The organism is Methylobacterium sp. 1A (genome assembly GCF_058072805.1).
This window is the reverse complement of record NZ_JBYQVE010000003.1, coordinates 464,690-481,759: the sequence shown is the minus strand read 5'-3', so window position 1 is coordinate 481,759 and position 17,070 is coordinate 464,690. Positions and strand designations below refer to the sequence as shown.

General features: G+C 68.5%; 14 protein-coding genes. 11 read left to right on the top strand and 3 right to left on the bottom strand.

All coding sequences use genetic code 11. The annotated features are described in order from the left end of the window. Nucleotides 1-159: 159 nt before the first annotated feature. Nucleotides 160-1,103, bottom strand: a protein-coding gene (locus ACX9MN_RS33865; protein WP_100250497.1) for an IS630 family transposase whose coding sequence is annotated in 2 segments (ribosomal slippage) — nucleotides 160-767 and nucleotides 767-1,103 — 945 coding nt in all. Because the reading frame shifts where the segments join, the coding sequence is not laid out codon by codon here. Nucleotides 1,104-1,507: 404 nt separating this feature from the next. Here ACX9MN_RS33865 and ACX9MN_RS33860 point away from each other — a divergent pair. The 7 genes from ACX9MN_RS33860 (at nucleotide 1,508) to ACX9MN_RS33830 (ending at nucleotide 9,622) form a co-directional block, all read left to right on the top strand. Continuing rightward, nucleotides 1,508-3,199 (top strand): methyl-accepting chemotaxis protein, encoded by a 1,692-nt coding sequence (locus tag ACX9MN_RS33860; protein WP_489726599.1) that lies wholly within the window; start codon nucleotides 1,508-1,510, stop codon nucleotides 3,197-3,199. A 326-nt stretch (nucleotides 3,200-3,525) separates the two neighbouring features. Next, nucleotides 3,526-4,494 (top strand): TAXI family TRAP transporter solute-binding subunit, encoded by a 969-nt coding sequence (locus ACX9MN_RS33855; protein WP_489726598.1) that lies wholly within the window; start codon nucleotides 3,526-3,528, stop codon nucleotides 4,492-4,494. 82 nt (nucleotides 4,495-4,576) lie between these two features. Beyond that, nucleotides 4,577-6,838 (top strand): TRAP transporter permease, encoded by a 2,262-nt coding sequence (locus ACX9MN_RS33850; protein ID WP_489726597.1) that lies wholly within the window; start codon nucleotides 4,577-4,579, stop codon nucleotides 6,836-6,838. After that, the gene (locus tag ACX9MN_RS33845; protein ID WP_489726596.1) at nucleotides 6,835-7,245 is read left to right on the top strand and encodes a DUF1850 domain-containing protein; all 411 of its coding nucleotides are present in this window, start codon (nucleotides 6,835-6,837) and stop codon (nucleotides 7,243-7,245) included. The genes ACX9MN_RS33850 and ACX9MN_RS33845 overlap by 4 nt, the downstream gene beginning before the upstream one ends. 151 nt (nucleotides 7,246-7,396) lie before the next feature. Continuing rightward, nucleotides 7,397-8,578 (top strand): Na+/H+ antiporter NhaA, encoded by a 1,182-nt coding sequence (gene nhaA, locus ACX9MN_RS33840; RefSeq protein WP_489726595.1) that lies wholly within the window; start codon nucleotides 7,397-7,399, stop codon nucleotides 8,576-8,578. A 68-nt stretch (nucleotides 8,579-8,646) separates the two neighbouring features. Then, nucleotides 8,647-8,823, top strand: a complete 177-nt coding sequence (locus ACX9MN_RS33835) for a hypothetical protein (RefSeq protein WP_489726594.1) — start codon at nucleotides 8,647-8,649, stop codon at nucleotides 8,821-8,823. A 28-nt stretch (nucleotides 8,824-8,851) separates the two neighbouring features. Further along, nucleotides 8,852-9,622: a potassium channel family protein gene (locus tag ACX9MN_RS33830; protein ID WP_489726593.1), complete on the top strand. Its 771-nt coding sequence runs from the start codon at nucleotides 8,852-8,854 to the stop codon at nucleotides 9,620-9,622. Nucleotides 9,623-9,640: 18 nt separating this feature from the next. On the opposite strand, the gene ACX9MN_RS33825 is transcribed toward ACX9MN_RS33830, so the two are convergent. Then, a complete protein-coding gene (locus ACX9MN_RS33825) occupies nucleotides 9,641-10,522 on the bottom strand; it encodes a LysR substrate-binding domain-containing protein (protein ID WP_489726592.1) in 882 nt (293 codons plus the stop codon). Between the two features lie 351 nt (nucleotides 10,523-10,873). Here ACX9MN_RS33825 and ACX9MN_RS33820 point away from each other — a divergent pair, with 351 nt between their 5' ends. The 3 genes from ACX9MN_RS33820 to ACX9MN_RS33810 all read left to right on the top strand — a co-directional run bounded on the left by ACX9MN_RS33820 (nucleotide 10,874) and on the right by ACX9MN_RS33810 (nucleotide 14,112). Beyond that, on the top strand, nucleotides 10,874-11,152 hold the full coding sequence (locus ACX9MN_RS33820) for a hypothetical protein (RefSeq protein ID WP_489726591.1): 279 nt from the start codon (nucleotides 10,874-10,876) through the stop codon (nucleotides 11,150-11,152). 259 nt (nucleotides 11,153-11,411) lie between these two features. Then, on the top strand, nucleotides 11,412-13,112 hold the full coding sequence (locus ACX9MN_RS33815) for an ATP-binding cassette domain-containing protein (RefSeq protein ID WP_489726590.1): 1,701 nt from the start codon (nucleotides 11,412-11,414) through the stop codon (nucleotides 13,110-13,112). Beyond that, nucleotides 13,096-14,112 carry an efflux RND transporter periplasmic adaptor subunit gene (locus ACX9MN_RS33810; RefSeq protein ID WP_489726589.1) on the top strand — a complete coding sequence of 339 codons (1,017 nt, stop codon included), beginning with the start codon at nucleotides 13,096-13,098 and terminating at the stop codon, nucleotides 14,110-14,112. The genes ACX9MN_RS33815 and ACX9MN_RS33810 overlap by 17 nt, the downstream gene beginning before the upstream one ends. A gap of 149 nt (nucleotides 14,113-14,261) precedes the next feature. On the opposite strand, the gene ACX9MN_RS33805 is transcribed toward ACX9MN_RS33810, so the two are convergent. Next, nucleotides 14,262-15,554 carry a DUF2254 domain-containing protein gene (locus ACX9MN_RS33805; RefSeq protein ID WP_489726588.1) on the bottom strand — a complete coding sequence of 431 codons (1,293 nt, stop codon included), beginning with the start codon at nucleotides 15,552-15,554 and terminating at the stop codon, nucleotides 14,262-14,264. 83 nt (nucleotides 15,555-15,637) lie between these two features. Between ACX9MN_RS33805 and ACX9MN_RS33800 the strand changes: the two genes are divergently transcribed. Then, complete coding sequence (locus ACX9MN_RS33800; protein ID WP_489726587.1) at nucleotides 15,638-16,891, top strand: cation:proton antiporter; 1,254 nt, start codon at nucleotides 15,638-15,640, stop codon at nucleotides 16,889-16,891. Nucleotides 16,892-17,070: the final 179 nt, after the last annotated feature.

The window sequence follows — 17,070 nt, the reverse complement described above, 5'->3', positions numbered from 1 at the left end:
GGCGCTTCTGCTGGAAACCTGCTTGGCCTCCAGGCGTTCGATGGCCCATGAACGCCGGTGAGCCCGCCCCATCTTTATCCTGGGTAGACGTCGTCCTTGCGCTCTGCGTCGGCGCCTCCAGCGCTCGCCCTGCTCTCACTGCTCTAGAGCGGTTTCGGTTTAATCGGGGTCGTATCCTGCCGCGACGAAGAAGTTTGCGGCCTCGTCGGGCGTAACGGCATCGACGAGCCGCCCGATTGTGGTCCAGAGCCCTTCGCGCGTGCGCGCCGCGGCCTTGCGCAGCCCCGCCTTCAACTTCGAGAACGCCATCTCGATCGGATTGAAGTCCGGCGAGTAGGGCGGGAGGAACAGGAGCCGCGCGCCCGCCGCCTCGATCGCCGCGCGCACGGCCGGGCCTTTGTGGCTGCCGAGATTGTCCATGATCACGATGTCCCCGGGTGCGAGTTCGGGCACCAGGACCTGATCGACGTAGACTTGGAAGGCGTCGCGGTTGATCGGCCCGTCGAGCACGAACGGCGCGGCGATCCCGGACAGGCGCAGGCCCGCCACCAGGGTCGTGGTCTTCCAATGACCGTGCGGGACGGGGGAGCGCAGCCGCTGGCCGCGGGGACAGCGCCCGCGGGTGCGGGCCATGTTGGTGGCGGTCCACGTCTCGTCGAGGAACACCAGCCGGTCCGGGTCGAGATCGGGCTGGCTCTCGAACCACGCTTCCCGGGCGGCCTTCACGTCCGGCCGATCCTGCTCTGCGGCGTGGGCCGTCTTTTTTTGTACGTCAGGTCGCGCGCGTCGAGGAAGGCCCACAACGTGCCGAGCCCGACGGTGAGGCCATGCTCGTCCTGCAACCGGGCGCGCATCTCCTCCAGGGTGATGTCGACCGTCTCGTCGATCAGCGTACGCAGGAACGTCTCGTACGGGTCGAGCTTGGAGCGGCGGGCACGCCCCTGCGGCCGGGCGGCCACCGTCCCAGTCGCGGCGAGCGCCGCCATCCAGCGGATCGCGGTTGCTTGGCCGACCCCGAAGCGGGCGGCCGCCTGACGGCGCGAGGTCGCCGCAGCCGCGGTCACCACCCGCTCGCGCAGGTCCAAGCTGTAGGGGCGGCCCATGCATCACTCCGGCTGTCGACCGGCCTGAGTGAATCAGCCTCCCAGCGCCGCGTGAACCCCACCAAGCCGACTCAGCCCAAACCGAAAACGCTCTAGCGCCACGCCTCCCCTAGCGCGGGACGGGGCAAGTCAGGGTCGGCCGCAAGAAAAAATCGATTGTTGGCTAGAGCGCCTCGAATAAATGGCTAATCACCTTTAGTTGATTGCAGACAAAGGCACCTAAAACCAGCCTGAAAATAAATGTTAAGGCTTTCCTGGCGAAGAGTAGGCTGCTTGGTGGGCTGCCTGTGAGGGCGGGAAGCCGGTCCAGGCTCACCCCCTTCGTGCCCGTGCGGCCGCCTGACCGCCTGCCCTCCGGCAGGCGCCGTGGCGGACGCGCGGGGTGCCCCGTCCAGGACCAGATCATGCGCCTTCACCTAACCGTCAAAGCGTCACTCCTCGCCGCCTTCGGCCTCCTCGCGCTTCTCTGCGCCGGTCAGGCCGTTCTCATGGCCCTCACGCTCTCAGGCATCCGAGCCGATGTCACGGGCGTCGCCACGAACTGGCTCCCCTCCGTCGTGGCGATCACTAACATCCGCGCCGCCGCTTCGGAGGTGCGCATCAAGCAGTTGCGCACGCTGACCCTGTTCGGCAGTCCCGATCAGCGGATCGAGAACGCGCGGCAGATCGACGAGGCCGTCGTGGCGCTCGCCGCCGCCCGGAAGGCCTACGAGCCGCTGATCTCCTCGGCCGAGGAGCGGGCGCTGTACGCCGCGTTTGGCGCCACCTGGGAGCGCTACCAGACCGTCGGCCGCGAGGCAGCCCGCCTGGCGGAGGCGGGCCAGAGCGCCGAGGGTGTCCGGCTCATGGCCGAACCGGCCAACATCGATCTCTACAATGCAGCCCGCGACAAGCTGGCCCAGGACGTTGCCCTGAACGAGCGCGGCGCGCACGCGGATGCCGACAGCGTCATGGCGACGACCGAGTCCGCCACCCTGACGGCCTATCTCTTCATCGCACTGAGCGTGCTCGCGGCCTGCGGCGCGGCCGCTTTCGTGCTGCTGCACGTCTCGCGTCCGATCCAGGCGATGACGGGCGTGATGACCGGCCTGGCCGCGGGCGACACGGGCGGCGAGGTGCCCCACCGCGCGCGCCGCGACGAGGTCGGTGCGATGGCGGCGGCCGTCCAGGTGTTCAAGGACAACCTGATCCGCACCCGCCGTCTGGAAGAGGAGACCGCGCAGGCGCGCTTGGCCGCCGAGGAGCAGCGCAAGGCCGGCATGCGGCAGATGGCCGATGGCTTTGAGGCCGCGGTGGGCGGGATCATCGGCACGGTGTCATCCTCCGCGACCGAGTTGCAGGCGACCGCGCAGGCGATGACCGCCACGGCCACCGAGACCGCGAGCCAGTCGACGACCGTGGCGGCGGCGGCCGAGGAAGCCGCCTCCAACGTCAGCACGGTGGCGGCGGCGGCCGAGGAGCTCGGCTCGTCGGTGCAGGAGATCGGCCGGCAGGTGCAGGGATCGGCCAGCCTCGCGCAGCTCGCGGTGAGCGAGGCCGATCAAACCGGCACCCTCGTCCGGCAGTTGAGCGATGCCGTGTCGCAGATCGGCGACGTGGTCGGGCTGATCTCGAACATTGCTGGCCAGACCAACCTGCTGGCCCTCAACGCCACCATCGAGGCGGCCCGCGCCGGGGCCGCCGGCAAGGGCTTCGCGGTGGTCGCCTCCGAGGTGAAAGCGCTGGCCGAGCAGACCGCCCGGGCGACGCACGAGATCTCCGGCCAGATCGCGCAGATCCAGGCCTCGACCGGGCAGGCGGTCACGTCGATAGCCGGCATCACGGACCGGATCCGCGAGATCAGCGGCGTCGCCACCTCGATCGCCGCCGCGGTCGAGGAGCAGGGCGCGGCCACGCAGGAGATCGTGCGCAACGTGGCGCAGGCGTCGGCGGGGACGAACGAGGTGACGGGCAACATCACCGGCGTGGCGCAGGCCTCGGAGGAGACGGGGGCGGCGGCCGGCCAGGTCCTGTCGGCGGCCTCGGAGCTGTCGCGGCAATCCGAGCACCTGACCGCGGAGGTCAGCCGATTCCTCGCCACCGTCCGCGCAGCATGACACAATCCTATCGACGCTGATCGTCTATTAGAGGATCTAACCACCGAGAGTCCGCTTCCGCTTCATTTTCGAGTGGAGGCGGACCGGCGGAAATTAACCCGAAGCCGCCCTTCGGCTGTCGACCCAACGCAGTCATGTACGCGCGTCCGTGGGTATCCCGACAGCGGACGTATGTTTTGCCCTACTATTGCAGTGATGCGCTCATTCGGGCCGTCCAGACGGTGTCGACCGCCAACCCACAGCGGACAACGGCCTGACCGATGGATTGAGCATCGACGCAGAGGGTCAGATCTGCTTCAAGGCAGCAACACAATATGGGAGGGCATATGTCAGGTCTGCCGAAACGCCTCGCCGGGCTTGCGCTCGCAACCGCTGCCTTCATGAGCCTTGCCAATCCGACGCGCGCCGACGATTTCGTCGCCATCCTCACCGGCGGAACCTCGGGCGTGTACTACCCAATGGGCGTCGCGCTCTCGAAGATCTTCACCGAGAAGGTATCGGGCGCGCGCCCGTCCGTTCAAGCCACCAAGGCCTCCGTCGAAAATCTCAACTTGGTCCAAGGCGGTAAAGGGGAACTCGCCTTCACCCTCGGCGACAGCTTAGCGGCTGGATGGAAGGGTGACGAGGAGGCGGGCTTCCGGCGTAAGCTCGACAAATTGCGCGGCGTCACGGCGATCTACCCGAACTACGTCCAGATCGTCGCGTCCAAGGAATCCGGCATCAAGACCCTGGCGGACCTGAAGGGCAAGCGGCTCTCCGTCGGCGCGCCCAAATCAGGCACCGAGCTCAACGCACGCGCGATCCTGGATGCCGCCGGCCTGAGCTACAAGGATCTCGGCAAGGTCGAGTATCTGGCCTTCGGCGAATCCGTCGAACTGATGAAGAACCGCCAGCTCGATGCGACGCTGCAGTCGGCCGGGCTCGGCGTCTCCTCGATCCGCGACCTCGCGACCTCGACGCCGATCACGGTCGTGGCCATTCCGGCGGCAATCGTCGACAAGGCGGGCGCTCCCTTCGTGAAGCAGTCGATCCCGGCGAACACGTACGAGGGACAGACTGAGCCGGTCGAGACGGCGGCGGTCGTGAACTACCTCGTGACTCGGTCGGACCTTTCGGACGACCTCGTCTACAGGATGACGAAGGCGATGTACGAGAGCCTGCCCGAACTGCAGGCCGCGCACTCGGCCGCGAAGGCCATCGATGTCCAGAAGGCGGCCGAGGGTACGCCGGTGCCGCTCCACCCCGGCGCGGCCCGCTACCTCAAGGAGAAGGGCGTGCCTGTCGGCGCCCCGTAACGCGCGCGGCGACGAATCCGAGATCACGATGCGTCTGGGCGGGCCTGGAGGATCGGCTCGGCCCGCCGATGGAAGGCACTCCATGAACGAGCGGGTCGACCAGGCCGAATTGCAGAATCCCGAGCACGGGCTGCCGGAGAACTTCGGGGCGGGCTCATCGGGCCGCCTCCTGTTCTGGTTGGCGGTGGCCTTCTCGACCTTCCAGATCGTGACCGCCTTCGGCGTTCCGCTCGACCGCGCGATCGTGCTCGGCGTAACGCCGCTCGATCTCGCGTGGGCCGCCCTGGCAGCCGGCGCACTCTTCGTCGGCTGGGCGGCGGCACGGCGGCGCCCGGCGCTGGACGGTCTGTTCGCCGTCGCAGCGCTGGCGATCACCGTCGGCCTCGTCACCAAGTTCCCTGGCGGCCTGCCGAGCCAGGCGGTCCGCGCGCTCCATGTCGGCTTCCTGTGCCTCGTCGGCGGCGGCCTGCTGGCGAACCATCGCTCGCGCACGCGCGTGACGTGGCTGCTCGGCTGGGCACTCGCCGTGGCCGGCTTTCTGATCGGCGCCTATCAGTGGGCGTTCTACGACGACCTAGTTTCGCGCGCGGGCGAACTCTCGGACGCCGACCTCTATGTCGGGCTCGCGCTGGTCGCGCTGCTGTTCTACTTCGTCGCCCGCATCATGGGACCGGCCCTCGTCATCGTGGCCGGCGCGTTCCTCGCCTATTGCCTGTTCGGCCAGTACCTGCCGGCACCGCTCAACCACCGCGGCTACGGCATTGAGCAGGTCGTCGAGCACATGGCCTTCGGCACCGAGGGCATCTACGGCACGCCCGTCTACGTGTCGTCGACGTACATCTTCCTCTTCGTGCTCTTCGGCGCCTTCCTTGAGCGCGCCGGCATGATCGCGCTGTTCACCGATATCGCCATGAGCCTGTTCGGCTCGGCGCGGGGCGGCCCCGCGAAGGTCGCGGTGTTCTCCTCCGCGCTCATGGGCACGATCTCGGGGTCGGGCGTCGCCAACGTCGTGGCGGTCGGCCAGTTCACCATCCCGCTGATGAAGCGCTTCGGCTACAAGCCGGCCTTCGCGGGCGGCGTCGAGGCGACCGCCTCCATGGGCGGGCAGATCATGCCGCCCGTGATGGGGGCGGTGGCGTTCATCATGGCCGAGACGATCGACGTGCCCTACGTCGAGATCGTCAAGGCGGCGATCATCCCAGCTCTCCTCTACTATCTCTCCGCCTTCCTGGCCGTACATTTCGAGGCCGGCCGGCGCGGTCTGGTCGGGCTGCCCCGCGGCGAGCTGCCGAGCGCCAAGGCGGCCCTGCGCGAGCGCTGGTTCCTCATCCTGCCGCTCGCCGTCCTCGTCTACCTGCTCTTCGCGGGGTACACGCCGCTGTTCGCGGGGTCGGTCGGCCTCGCGCTCACCGTGACCCTGATCCTCGGCGGCACCATCGCCCTCGGCTTCGGCCGCGACGCCGTCCGCTCGATCTTCTACGTCGCCCTCGGCCTCATCGCCGCGGCGGCGCTCTGGGTCGGGGTCATGCTCGTCCTGGCGCTCGTCCTCGTCATGGTGGCCGCCAGCCTGCTCACCCACGGGGGTCGCGACACGCTCGTCGCCTGCCGCAACGCCCTCGCCGACGGCGCCCGGCAGGCCCTTCCGGTCGGTCTGGCCTGCGCGGTCGTCGGCATCGTGATCGGCACGATGACGCTGACCGGCGTCGGGACGATCTTCGGCAACTACGTCGTGTCGGTCGGCCAGAGTTCGCTCATCGCGTCCCTCATCCTGACGATGGTGGTGAGCCTGATCCTCGGCATGGGCATCCCGACGATCCCCAACTACATCATCACCTCGTCGCTCGCCGCACCGTCGCTCCTGACGCTGGGCGTGCCGCTCATCGTCAGCCACATGTTCGTGTTCTACTTCGGCATCATGGCGGACCTGACGCCGCCGGTGGCGCTCGCCTGCTTCGCGGCGGCGCCGATCGCGCGCGAGAGCGGCTTCAAGATCAGCCTGGAGGCGATCCGGATCGCGCTGCCCGGCTTCGTCGTGCCCTACATGGCGGTCTACGATCCGGCGCTGATGGCGCAGAACACCACCGGGATCGGCGCGCCGGCCTTCGCGGCCGCCGTCGCCTACATGTGCGTGAAGGCCGCTGCCGCGGTGTTCCTGTGGGGCGCCGCCACGAGTGGCTTTCTCCGCGGCCCGATGCGAGCGTGGGAGCGGGGCGTCGCCGTCCTGGGCGCTCTCCTCCTCGTAGTCGCCCTGCCGCTGACCGATCAGGCCGGCTTCCTGCTCGGGGCCGTCGCGGTTGGCGCGCATCTCTGGCGGCTGCGCGGGGTCGCAGCCCGGCCGGCGTGATCTGCCTCCTCGCCGCGGGCGTGCTCGTACCGCTCGGCGCGCAGGCCATCACGCTGCGCTGGACCCACTCGGTCGAGAAGATCGTGTGGGAGGAGGACTGGGTGGACGCGCCCGCCGGCCTGACCCTGACCGCGAGCCGCGTCCGGGGTTCGGGCGCCGGCATGGAGCCCGCCGCCGATGCGCGCTGGGTCGACGGCGCCTGGACCTGGCAGCCGCACGTAGACCCGCTTCGCGCGGTCGTTCTCCGGCGCTCGGGAGCGACGGCGGACTGGTCCGTCTGCCGAGAGGGGCGCTGCGAGCCGATGGGCGCCTTCGTTGGGCCGCTGGCCGATCCGGTGACGCTGACCTCGTGCGAACCCGACCCGCGTGGTGATACGGGCGCGCCCTCTGGCCATTCCTCCGACTGATCCAGTCGTCCAGCCCTTGCCCGACAGACCACCGCTGCAGGTTGATGGGAGCGAGAAACGATGCGATAGGCGGCCCCGGGTGCGCGATCCGGAGGTCGGATCGGCAGGCTTCTGCGCTGGTCGGGCCGCCAGCGGCAGAAGGCGTGTGCGCGTGCCGTCTCTTCCCCGTCGTCCCTTGTCGTCCCTGCGCGACCTGCTCACGAGCGGAGCCGGTGGCGGCCTCGTGCTCATGGCGAGTGCCGCGCTGGCGCTCGCCGTGGCCAATTCGCCGCTGTCGGACACCTACTTCGCGGCGCTTAAGGCCCACATCGGCCCGCTTTCGGTCCTGCATTGGATCAACGATGCCCTGATGGCCGTGTTCTTCCTGCTCGTCGGGTTGGAGATCAAACGCGAGGTACTCGACGGGCGCCTTCGCACGTGGTCCGACCGAGTGCTGCCGGGCCTTGCTGCTCTCGGTGGCATGGCCGCCCCTGCGCTCGTCTACGCCGCGATCAACTGGAACTCCCCCGAGACGCTGCGGGGCTGGGCCATCCCGGCCGCCACCGACATCGCCTTTGCCCTCGGCGTGCTGGCCCTGCTCGGATCCAGGGTGCCGGTCTCGCTCAAGATCTTCCTGACGGCGCTCGCCATCATCGACGACCTCGGCGCCGTGCTGATCATCGCCCTTTTTTACACCGTCGACCTCTCGCTCCCAATGCTGGGCGGGGCAGCAGTGACGCTCGCCGTGCTCTACGGGCTCAACAAGGCCGGCGTGGCGCGCCTGTGGCCCTACCTGCTCCTCGGCATCGTCCTCTGGGTGTTCGTCCTCGCCTCGGGCGTCCACGCGACCATCGCCGGCGTGCTGCTGGCCCTGACCATCCCGTTGCGCCTGAGCGTCGGCAGGCCGGACGATCCCACCTCGCCGCTGCACATCCTGGAACACGCGATCCATCCCTGGTCGGCTTACCTCATCCTGCCGGTGTTCGGCTTCGCCAATGCGGGTGTGTCGCTGGCGGGGATAACGCCGCACATGCTCCTCGACCCGGTGACGCTCGGCGTGGCGCTCGGCCTGTTCGTGGGCAAGCAGGTCGGCGTGTTCGGCCTCGTTCTCGCCGCCGTGAAGCTCGGTCTGGCGCAGCGCCCGGCTCATGCCGGATGGTGGCAGGTCTACGGAGTCTCACTCCTGTGCGGCGTCGGCTTCACCATGAGCCTGTTCATCGGCCTGCTCGCCTTCGCGAGCGCACCTGAGCTTGAGGCCGAGACCAAGATCGGCGTGCTGCTCGGCTCGGTCGCCTGCATGGCCGCCGGGGCGCTGGTCCTGCGATTCGCCCCGGCGCGCCCGTCCCAGCGCTGAGCGGGACCGGCCGCGCCCCGACAGTGCGCGGCCACTTCATCCGACCTCCCAGAACCAAGTGAAGCATCATGCCTCGTCAGTTCCCACGGCGTCGACCCGGCGCCATCGACGGCCGTCTGTCCGACCTCATCCTCGCTCTCACCGGGGTCCTGCTCCTCGGGATGGGTATGCTGATGCTCCTGTCTTGGCTGTCGGGTGATGCCGAGGGCGCCGTGGCCGGGTACGGCATGACGCGGAATTCCTGAGATCCGACCCCTACCGGCCCGACGACCGATGACGACGTTCACCGCGACGCTTCGCGAGCTCTACGAAGAGGACACCGGACGCGCGCATCGCTTCCGCTACGCGCTGCTGGTGTTCGATGTGGCGACCATCGCCTTCGTGGTCGTGACCTCGTTCCTGCCGCTGAGCCCCTGGATCGTCGCCTGCGACGTGGCGGTGGGCCTGTGCGTGCTCCTCGACTTCGCCGCCCGCTTACTTATCAGCCGTGCGCCGCTGCGCGAGTTCCGGCACCTCAGCACCTGGACGGACCTCGTCGCGGTGGCCTCGTTCCTCGCGCCCCTGCTGGTCGAGGGCGTCGGCTTCCTGCGCATCCTGCGGACGCTGCGCATGCTGCGCACCTACCACCTGCTGGAGCGGCTGCGGCAGGACAGCGGGCTGTTCCGCCGCAACGAGGACGCGATCCTGGCCGCGACCAATCTCGTGGTCTTCGTCTTCACGATGACCGGCATCGTCTACGCCACGCAGCACGGCTCCAACCCGGCTATACAGACGCCGGTTGACGCCCTGTACTTCACGGTCACCTCGCTGACGACGACGGGCTACGGCGACATCACCCTGCCCGGGCCGACCGGCCGACTGCTGTCGGTCTTCGTGATGATCTGCGGCGTGACGCTGTTCTTCCGCCTCGCTCAGGTGGTCTTCCGCCCCTACAAGGTCCGCTTCCCCTGCACCGCCTGTGGGCTGCAGCGCCACGAGCCGGACGCCGTCCACTGCAAGGCCTGCGGCAACATCCTGAACATCCCCGACGAGGGGGCATACTGACGGGGCAGCCGAAGGTCCTCACGGCGCGACGGCCGTCGCGAGGGCGACCCGGCGCTCCAACGCCCCGACGATGGTCGTCGACAGCAGTTCCGCAGCCGGCGGGAGGGGGCCCGGAGCGTGGTAGAGGACGATCTCCGTATCGGGGAGATTCGGTAGCCGAAGTCGCTCTGAGACCGAGACCATCTCCCCGGGTATCATCTCCGTCGGCAGCACAGTCACCCCGAGCCCGGCCTGCACGGCGGCCTGCAATCCGGCCAGGCTCGGGCTGGTGTAAACGATGCGCCAATCGCGTCCGGCCGCATCGAGCGCCGACAGCGCGCGCTTCCGGTAGACGTCCGGCGCCGGCGAGAGGATGAGCGGGAGAGGATCGTCGGCTTCCACGACCAGACGAGGCGACGCGACCCAGTCGAGCACCTCCCGCCAGACCCTGGTGCCGCCGCTTTGTCCCTGCGGCTCCCGCTTGAACAGGATCAGGTCGTACCGACCCTTCGAAAAATCATCGAGGAGGTTCACCGTGAAGTCGCAATTCACGTCGAGCGCGACCTTCGGGTGGGAGCGGGCGAAGCACGCCAGAACCTCCGAGAGGTGCGTGGTCGCGAAATCCTCGGGCGTGCCCAGTCTGACGAGGCCCGACAGTTCCGGCGTGACGATCCGTGAGAGGACGTCGGCACCGAGCTTGAGGATCTGCCGCGCATAGGTGATCAGCACCTCGCCCTCGGGCGTCAGCTTAAGGTCCCGGCCGTCGCGGTTGAACAGGCGGCGGGTGAGGCCGTCCTCCAAGCGCTTGATCTGCAGCGACACTGTCGACTGCGTCAGACCCAGCCTGCTGGCCGCACGAGTGAAGCTCCCATTGTCGACAATGGCGACGAAAGTCCGCAGAAGATCGAGGTCGAAAGGCAATGGCGGTCCGGGCATCAACCAAAGGTCAGCTCGCCCGAGCCGAATCTCAAGCTAACGAATGGAGTCTTCACCGATCCGATATGTGCCGTAGTGGCGACATGTGATGGAACGCACCTCGCAGATTGAACAATAGTGCAAACGGGGATTAAAACATCTACCTATGCATTCTGCATGTCGAGACTCATTTGTTATTTCAATGATCTCCATTGAAGTCTGGAAATTGTAGAGCAAGCTTCGTTGCTCCAAATCAGCGTCGTGGATGAGGCGAGCGAAAGCCGGCGGATGCCGGTCCGCCACGGCCTCGATCTACGGACAGGTCCTCGCGACCGCAAACCTGATCGGAGACAAGCGATGAAGGCGTCGAAGAAGTTATCCCTCATGACCGTCGCGGCCGCGCTCAGCGTCGCGCCGCTCTCCGCCGCGCTCGCCGATGTGCGGATGGGCCCTGGGTCACGGCCCCTGCCACAGACGACCTGGGATGGCCTCGCGACCGGCTCGGCCTTGCAGGCCGAAATCTTGACCCCGACCGCCGGCGGCTGCCGCCGGAGCTCATCCCAGGAAGGCAACGCCGATCAGCAGCACTTCCCGGTGCAACAGTACGGCCAAGTGTCGGGCGGCTATCGCTGCTGAAGCGGGTGGGCTGCCCCGACCCGGGATCCGTCCGCCGCTCCGACAATCGCCGCATAACGGCGATCCGCCATGCCACCCTCATGGCGGATCGCGCATGTGGTCTTCGCGCTGACGCGCCGGGTAGCCCTGGCCGGTCGCAGACTCCCGCACCAAGCGCACCTCTGAGATTTTCCCATGCCTCCGAGGTCATGCCCCGACCTGCGTCGGAGCCGTGACCCTCCTCGCACGCCCTCGTTCCAGTCTTGAAAGTCCGCCCCCAATGGATGCGACGAAACACACGCCGCTAACGCTCGCGGAAGCCTGCAGGCTCATTGGCCGCTTCCTCAAGCCCGAGGCCGGCTTCGTCCGGACGGCGGTCGTCTACGGGATAGCCGTGGCGCTCCTGGGCCTCGCTGTGCCGGTTTCGGTGCAGCTCCTGATCAACTCGGTGGCCAACACGGCGCTGCCGACACCCCTGTTTGTCCTGTCTGGGCTGCTGCTCGGCCTGCTGCTCGCCGCAGCCCTGCTCAGCGCCGCGCGGATCTACATCCTGGCGCTGTTCGAGCGGCGCGTGTTCGCGAGAACGGTGGCGGACATCAGCTTGCGTGCCGTCCACGCCAGGAATCTCCCTTTCGAGGAAGCCCACCGCGGCGACCTGTTCAACCGCTTCTTCGACCTCATGACGGTCCAGAAGGCGGTCCCCCATCTCCTGGTCGGCGGCTTCGCGATCCTGCTGCAATCCGGGATCGGCCTTGTCCTGACGAGTTTCTACCACCCTTTTTTTCTTGCCTTCAATCTGGTGGTGGCCGCCGTGCTTGTGGGCATTGCGCTCCTCTGGGCGGGGCCGGCGGTCCGGTCCGGCGCGGCGCTGAGCCATGCCAAGCACGAGACCGCGCGCTGGCTTGAGAGCGTCGGCGGCTCGAACGGCTTCTACCGGCACGGTGCACGGCTCACGACTGCGCTGGCCCGGTCGGAAGCAATGACCTCCGCCTATGTCCGGGCGCACCATCGCCACTTCCGTCACACCTTCGCACAGACCGTCGCATTCCTCCTGGTCTACGCGGTCGCGAGCGCTGGCCTCCTGGCGATGGGCGGTTGGCTGATCCTGCAGGGGCAGCTGTCGCTCGGTCAACTCGTGGCGGCGGAACTCGTCCTGTCGAGCGCCTTCTACGGGATCTCGCAACTGGGGTCCCACGCGAGGACCTTCTACGACCTCGTCGCCGCGCTCCACGAGTTGTCGCTGTTCGAGGAAATCGAGCAGGAGAACGGCGATGGGTGGAACGGTCCGGGTCCCGCCAACGGGAACCTGCGCCTGTGCGACGTCGAGCACGACGGCCGCCGCTTCGATTTCGCGGTCGAGAGAGGCGAGATCCTCGCCGTGGCCGCCGACGAAGGTATCGAGCGGGCACTTGCGGACCTCATCGGGCGGAGGGTCCGGCCCGTGCGCGGGTTGGTGATGGTTGGCGGAGCCGACATCGCTGCTTACGGTCCGGAGGCCCTGCGGTCTGAGATCCTCGTCATGGATCGGCCGACGCTCGCCGAGGCGACCATCCGCCAGTACCTGTCGGGCGGCGACGAGTCGTGCCCCGCGAGGATCCACGAGTGCCTGGAGCATGTCGGGTTGGCGGAGCGCGTCCGGCGCCTGCCCTCCGGTCTCGACACCGCCTTGGCCAAGTCCGGCTCGCCGCTCTCGACGGGCGAGGTCGTAGCCCTGAAGCTGGCCGCCGCCCTCCTGCGGCCGCCGAAGCTCCTCGTCCTGCCGACGCTCCTCGACCTGTTGCCACCGGATCGCGTCGGGGCCGCGCTCGCGGGGTTCCGGGAGGCGGGCACGACGGTGCTGCATGTCACCCGCCGCCCCCCGATGCCGGTCCACGACGACCAGATCCGCCTGGGCGACCACGGATACGGGCGTGCGGCCGGACGTGAGGACCCGCTCGACAAGACGACGCCGAGGAAGAAGCCCCATGCTGTCGCGGCCTGAACATCTCCATCGCTTCCCGACCCTGACCGCGATCCGGCCTCCCCGCGCGGCGGTCGCCCTCGGCTGGATCATCGGGATCGGGACCGTCCTCGCGGTCCTGGTCCTCCTCTACGTGCCCTGGGTGCAGACCTCGGCAGGGAGCGGACGCGTCATCGCGCCGAACCCAGCCGACCGGGTCCAGACGGTCACGGCCCTGGTCCAGGGCCGGGTGGAGCATTGGTATGTCGAGGATGGCCAGCGGGTCCGCGCCGGGGACGCAATCGCCCGCCTCGTCGACAACGACCCGTTCCTGCTCAAGCGGCTCGCCGCCGAGCGGGAGCAGATCGAGGCCGAGATCGCGGCGGCCGATCAGGCCGTGAAGGTGGCGGAAAGTCAGGTCAGCCAGACGCGCGAGGCTGCGGAAAAGGGGTTCGTGACCCGGCGCAACTTCGAGGCCGCGCAGATCCGCGTGGCAGAGCAGCGGGCGAAGCTGGCCGAGGCCAAGGCCAAGCTCAGCCGCCTCGAAGTGACCGTGAACCGCCAATCGGCGCAACTCGTTCGCGCCCCCAGGGACGGCCGCATCCTGCACATCAACGCTGCGGCGGCCGGCACGCTGGTCAACGCGGGGGACACCCTGGCCACCCTCGCGCCACACGCGCCGGAACGCGTCGTCGAGCTGATGGTCGACGGGCGGGACGTCGCCCTGATTCGGCCCGGCCAGACGGTGCGTCTCGCCTTCGAGGGCTGGCCCGCGATCCAGTTCAGCGGCTGGCCCTCGGTGGCCCACGGCATGTTCGACGGGCGGGTGCGAACCGTCGACCCCTCCGCCCAGCCGACCGGCTTGTTTCGCGTGCTGGTCGAGCAGGATCCCGACCAAGCCAGATGGCCGGACGTTGACTTCATACCGCTGGGCGCCAAGGTGCGAGGGTGGATACGGATGGAGACAGTGTCTGTGGGCTACGAACTCTGGCGCGTGCTCAACAACTTCCCCTTGGAGTTCCCGCGGAAGCCTCAGAGCTAAGCCTGAATGACTAAAACCGGCGTGGCGAGCAGAGGGGAGATGCCTTGTTTACATTGCGGGTCGGCTTTTTGAGTTCGGCGTCCAAAAGCAGATGGTCGCAAAACCACCCTCGTCGGGCTCTGAGGAACGGGTGAAAAGTCGAGTTTTGGTCAGTTGTTGGCTGAGCCGGCACCGCGTAACCGCCGGTAGCGGTCCTCAAGATCGGCGAGGTCGGAAGGGTCCGCCACGTCGCGGCGGGCGGCGGCGATGACGAGACCGGCATGGCGGGAGAGCCCCGCCGCCCGGTCGGGCCGCCTTTCCACCTCGGCGACGCGGGCGAGCACGTCGAGCATCCGGCCGAGCACGTGGACCGAGCCGGCCGCGTTCTGCCGGATCATGTGGAACATGGCATCGCACAGCCCGTCGTAGTCCGTGACCGGATGGACGAGAACGGCTTGGCCGTCGCGCAACACCACGCCTGTCGGCAGGTGCCTCGGAGCGATTCGGCACAGGGCGTCGCCGAGATGGTCGACGACGCTCCCGGCGGTGAACGGGTCGTTGATGCCGGGTGAGAGCGCCCGGACCGCGATCTCGACCAACTGCCGGACCGAGTATTCCGGATCCTGGAGTGCGGCGGGGCGGCGGCCCAGCGTCACCGCGTCGAGGACGGCCGCCTCGGCCCCATCGACTGGCGCGGACAGGAGCGCGACGGGAAAGCCGCTCGGCACATAGTCTCCGGGCCGTACCCGCAGGATGACCGTGACCCCGCGCTCCTGGGCCCAGTCCGCCAAGGCGTCCTCGTCGAGGGCCTGGACGTAGCCGCCGCCGGTCGCCGCCACGGCCCTTCCCGCTGGAGCGTCACCTAGGCGGGCCGCCCCCGGCTCGTCACGGGTATGGGTCGCAATGGCCCGGCAGAGGTCCTGCTGGACGGCGTCGACCACGGTCTCGATGTTGATGCTCGTGGCGATATGGTGGACGAACCAGACCAGCGTGCCGACCGCGACCAGCGCCAGGACGAGGGCGCCGGTGATGGCGAGGTGCGGGACGAACGGGTTCTCCTCCACGGTCCGCACCGTGCGCAGGACCATCAGCGCGTAGGCGAAGGTGCCGAGGAAGATGCCGAGCACCGTCTGGTTGCGGGCATCTCGGATGAAGTTGCGCAGGAGTCGGGGCCCCATCTGGCCGGAGGCCAGGGTCAGGGCGGCGATGGTGATGGAGAAGGTCGTGCCGGCGACCCCGATGTTCGAGGAGGCGATGGCGCTGAGCAGCGCCCGCGCGCCCTCGGCCCCGCCGGAATAGCCCCAGTTCGTGTCCGGCGAGGAGGGATCGAAGCCGGAGACGTGGGCCGTCTCCAGCCAGACACCGAACTGGGCCAGCAGGATGCAGCCGAGGACGACGAGGGCCGGCCGGAGCCAGAACAGGTCGCCGAGACTTTCCAGCCAAGCTTTGACGCGCGCGTTCATCGTTGCGGACCGACACCTTTCGAGCCCGGCAACGACCGGTGCGATGGGGCGTTCCGAATGTCCTCTGGCGGGAAGGACGCCCCTTGATCTCGATCTTCGACCTCGCCGCGCTGCTGCTCACCCTCTCTGCCCTGTTCGGCTGGCTGAACCGCCGCTTCCTGCGCATGCCGCACAGTATCGGCCTGCTCGTGATGGGGCTCCTCGCCTCGCTCGCCCTGGTGCTCGTCGACGTCGCCTTCCCGGCGCAGCACCTCTATCAGGACCTGACACGCGTCCTCGACCAAGTCGACTTCACCGGCGTCGTCATGAACGGCATGCTGGCCTTCCTGCTGTTCGCCGGCGCCCTGAACCTCGACCTCAGAGCGCTCCGGGCACGGGCTGTGGCGGTGGCGACCCTCGCGTTGCTCGGGACCGTCATTTCGACCGCCTTGGTCGGCGGGGCGTTCTGGGCGGCGGGGCAGGCGCTCGGCACCCCGGTGCCGCTGGCCTGGGCGTTGGTGTTCGGTGCGTTGATCAGCCCGACCGACCCCGTCGCGGTGCTGGCCACCTTGAAGAACGTGGAGGTGCCGGAAGCCCTCGAAATCGAGATGCAGGGCGAGGCGCTGTTCAACGACGGCATCGGCATCGTGCTGTTCACGGTGCTCGTCGCCTTCGCGACCGGTCGAGGTGGCGAGGCGACGAGCGTGGGCGGGGTGGCGACGCTGCTCCTCCACGAGGCCGGGGGTGGCGTGCTGCTCGGCGTCGTCACCGGCTATGTCGCCTACCGCGCGATGAAGGCCATCGACGATTTCCCCGTGGAGGTCTTGATCACCCTGGCCCTCGTGACAGGCACCTACGCCGTCGCGCAGAAGCTCGGGGCGAGCGGGCCGCTCGCGGTGGTGGCCGCCGGCCTGCTGATCGGCGAGCGCGCGCCGCGCTACGCGATGAGTGACACCACGCGGAGATACGTCTCGGCCCTGTGGACCCTCGTCGACGAGGTCCTGAACTCAGTGCTGTTCCTCCTGATCGGTCTGGAGGTGCTCGTGCTCCGTTTTCAGGTCTTCGGGTTGGCGCTGGCCGCCTGCGCCGCCCCCATCGTGCTCGTCGGCCGCCTCGTGGCGGTCACGACGCCCGTCCTCTTTTTCCGCTGGGGCGGCAACCTCTCGCTCGGCAACGTGCCGTTCCTGACCTGGGCGGGCGTGCGCGGCGGCATCTCGGTGGCGCTGGCCCTCTCGATGCCGGAGAGCGAGGCAAAACCGGCGATCCTGGCGGCGACCTACGCCGTCGTGCTCTTCACCATCGTCGTGCAGGGATCGACCCTCGGCCTCGTCGCGCGACGGACCCTGCGCGCGACCTAGCCCGACCCGAACGGCTTCCGGGGCGCCCGAACGGGTCACCGGCCAACGACACCCCGCCCGGCAGGGCCATCCGGTCCGGCGCCGAGCCCTCCTTCCCGCGGGTGCGGGGGTTTGATCTACCCGGGGATCGGGCGGGTTCTTTGGACGCAGGATGCGTGCAGGACCCGCCCTACTCATGG

Excerpts from the sequence above, each read along its gene's own strand:
- ACX9MN_RS33860 (WP_489726599.1), top strand. The coding sequence starts at position 1,508 with ATGCGCCTTCACCTAACCGTCAAAGCGTCACTCCTCGCCGCCTTCGGC.
- ACX9MN_RS33855 (WP_489726598.1), top strand. The coding sequence starts at position 3,526 with ATGTCAGGTCTGCCGAAACGCCTCGCCGGGCTTGCGCTCGCAACCGCT.
- ACX9MN_RS33850 (WP_489726597.1), top strand. The coding sequence starts at position 4,577 with ATGAACGAGCGGGTCGACCAGGCCGAATTGCAGAATCCCGAGCACGGG.
- ACX9MN_RS33835 (WP_489726594.1), top strand. The coding sequence starts at position 8,647 with ATGCCTCGTCAGTTCCCACGGCGTCGACCCGGCGCCATCGACGGCCGT.
- ACX9MN_RS33830 (WP_489726593.1), top strand. The coding sequence starts at position 8,852 with ATGACGACGTTCACCGCGACGCTTCGCGAGCTCTACGAAGAGGACACC.
- ACX9MN_RS33820 (WP_489726591.1), top strand. The coding sequence starts at position 10,874 with ATGAAGGCGTCGAAGAAGTTATCCCTCATGACCGTCGCGGCCGCGCTC.
- ACX9MN_RS33815 (WP_489726590.1), top strand. The coding sequence starts at position 11,412 with ATGGATGCGACGAAACACACGCCGCTAACGCTCGCGGAAGCCTGCAGG.
- ACX9MN_RS33810 (WP_489726589.1), top strand. The coding sequence starts at position 13,096 with ATGCTGTCGCGGCCTGAACATCTCCATCGCTTCCCGACCCTGACCGCG.
- ACX9MN_RS33805 (WP_489726588.1), bottom strand. The coding sequence starts at position 15,554 with ATGAACGCGCGCGTCAAAGCTTGGCTGGAAAGTCTCGGCGACCTGTTC.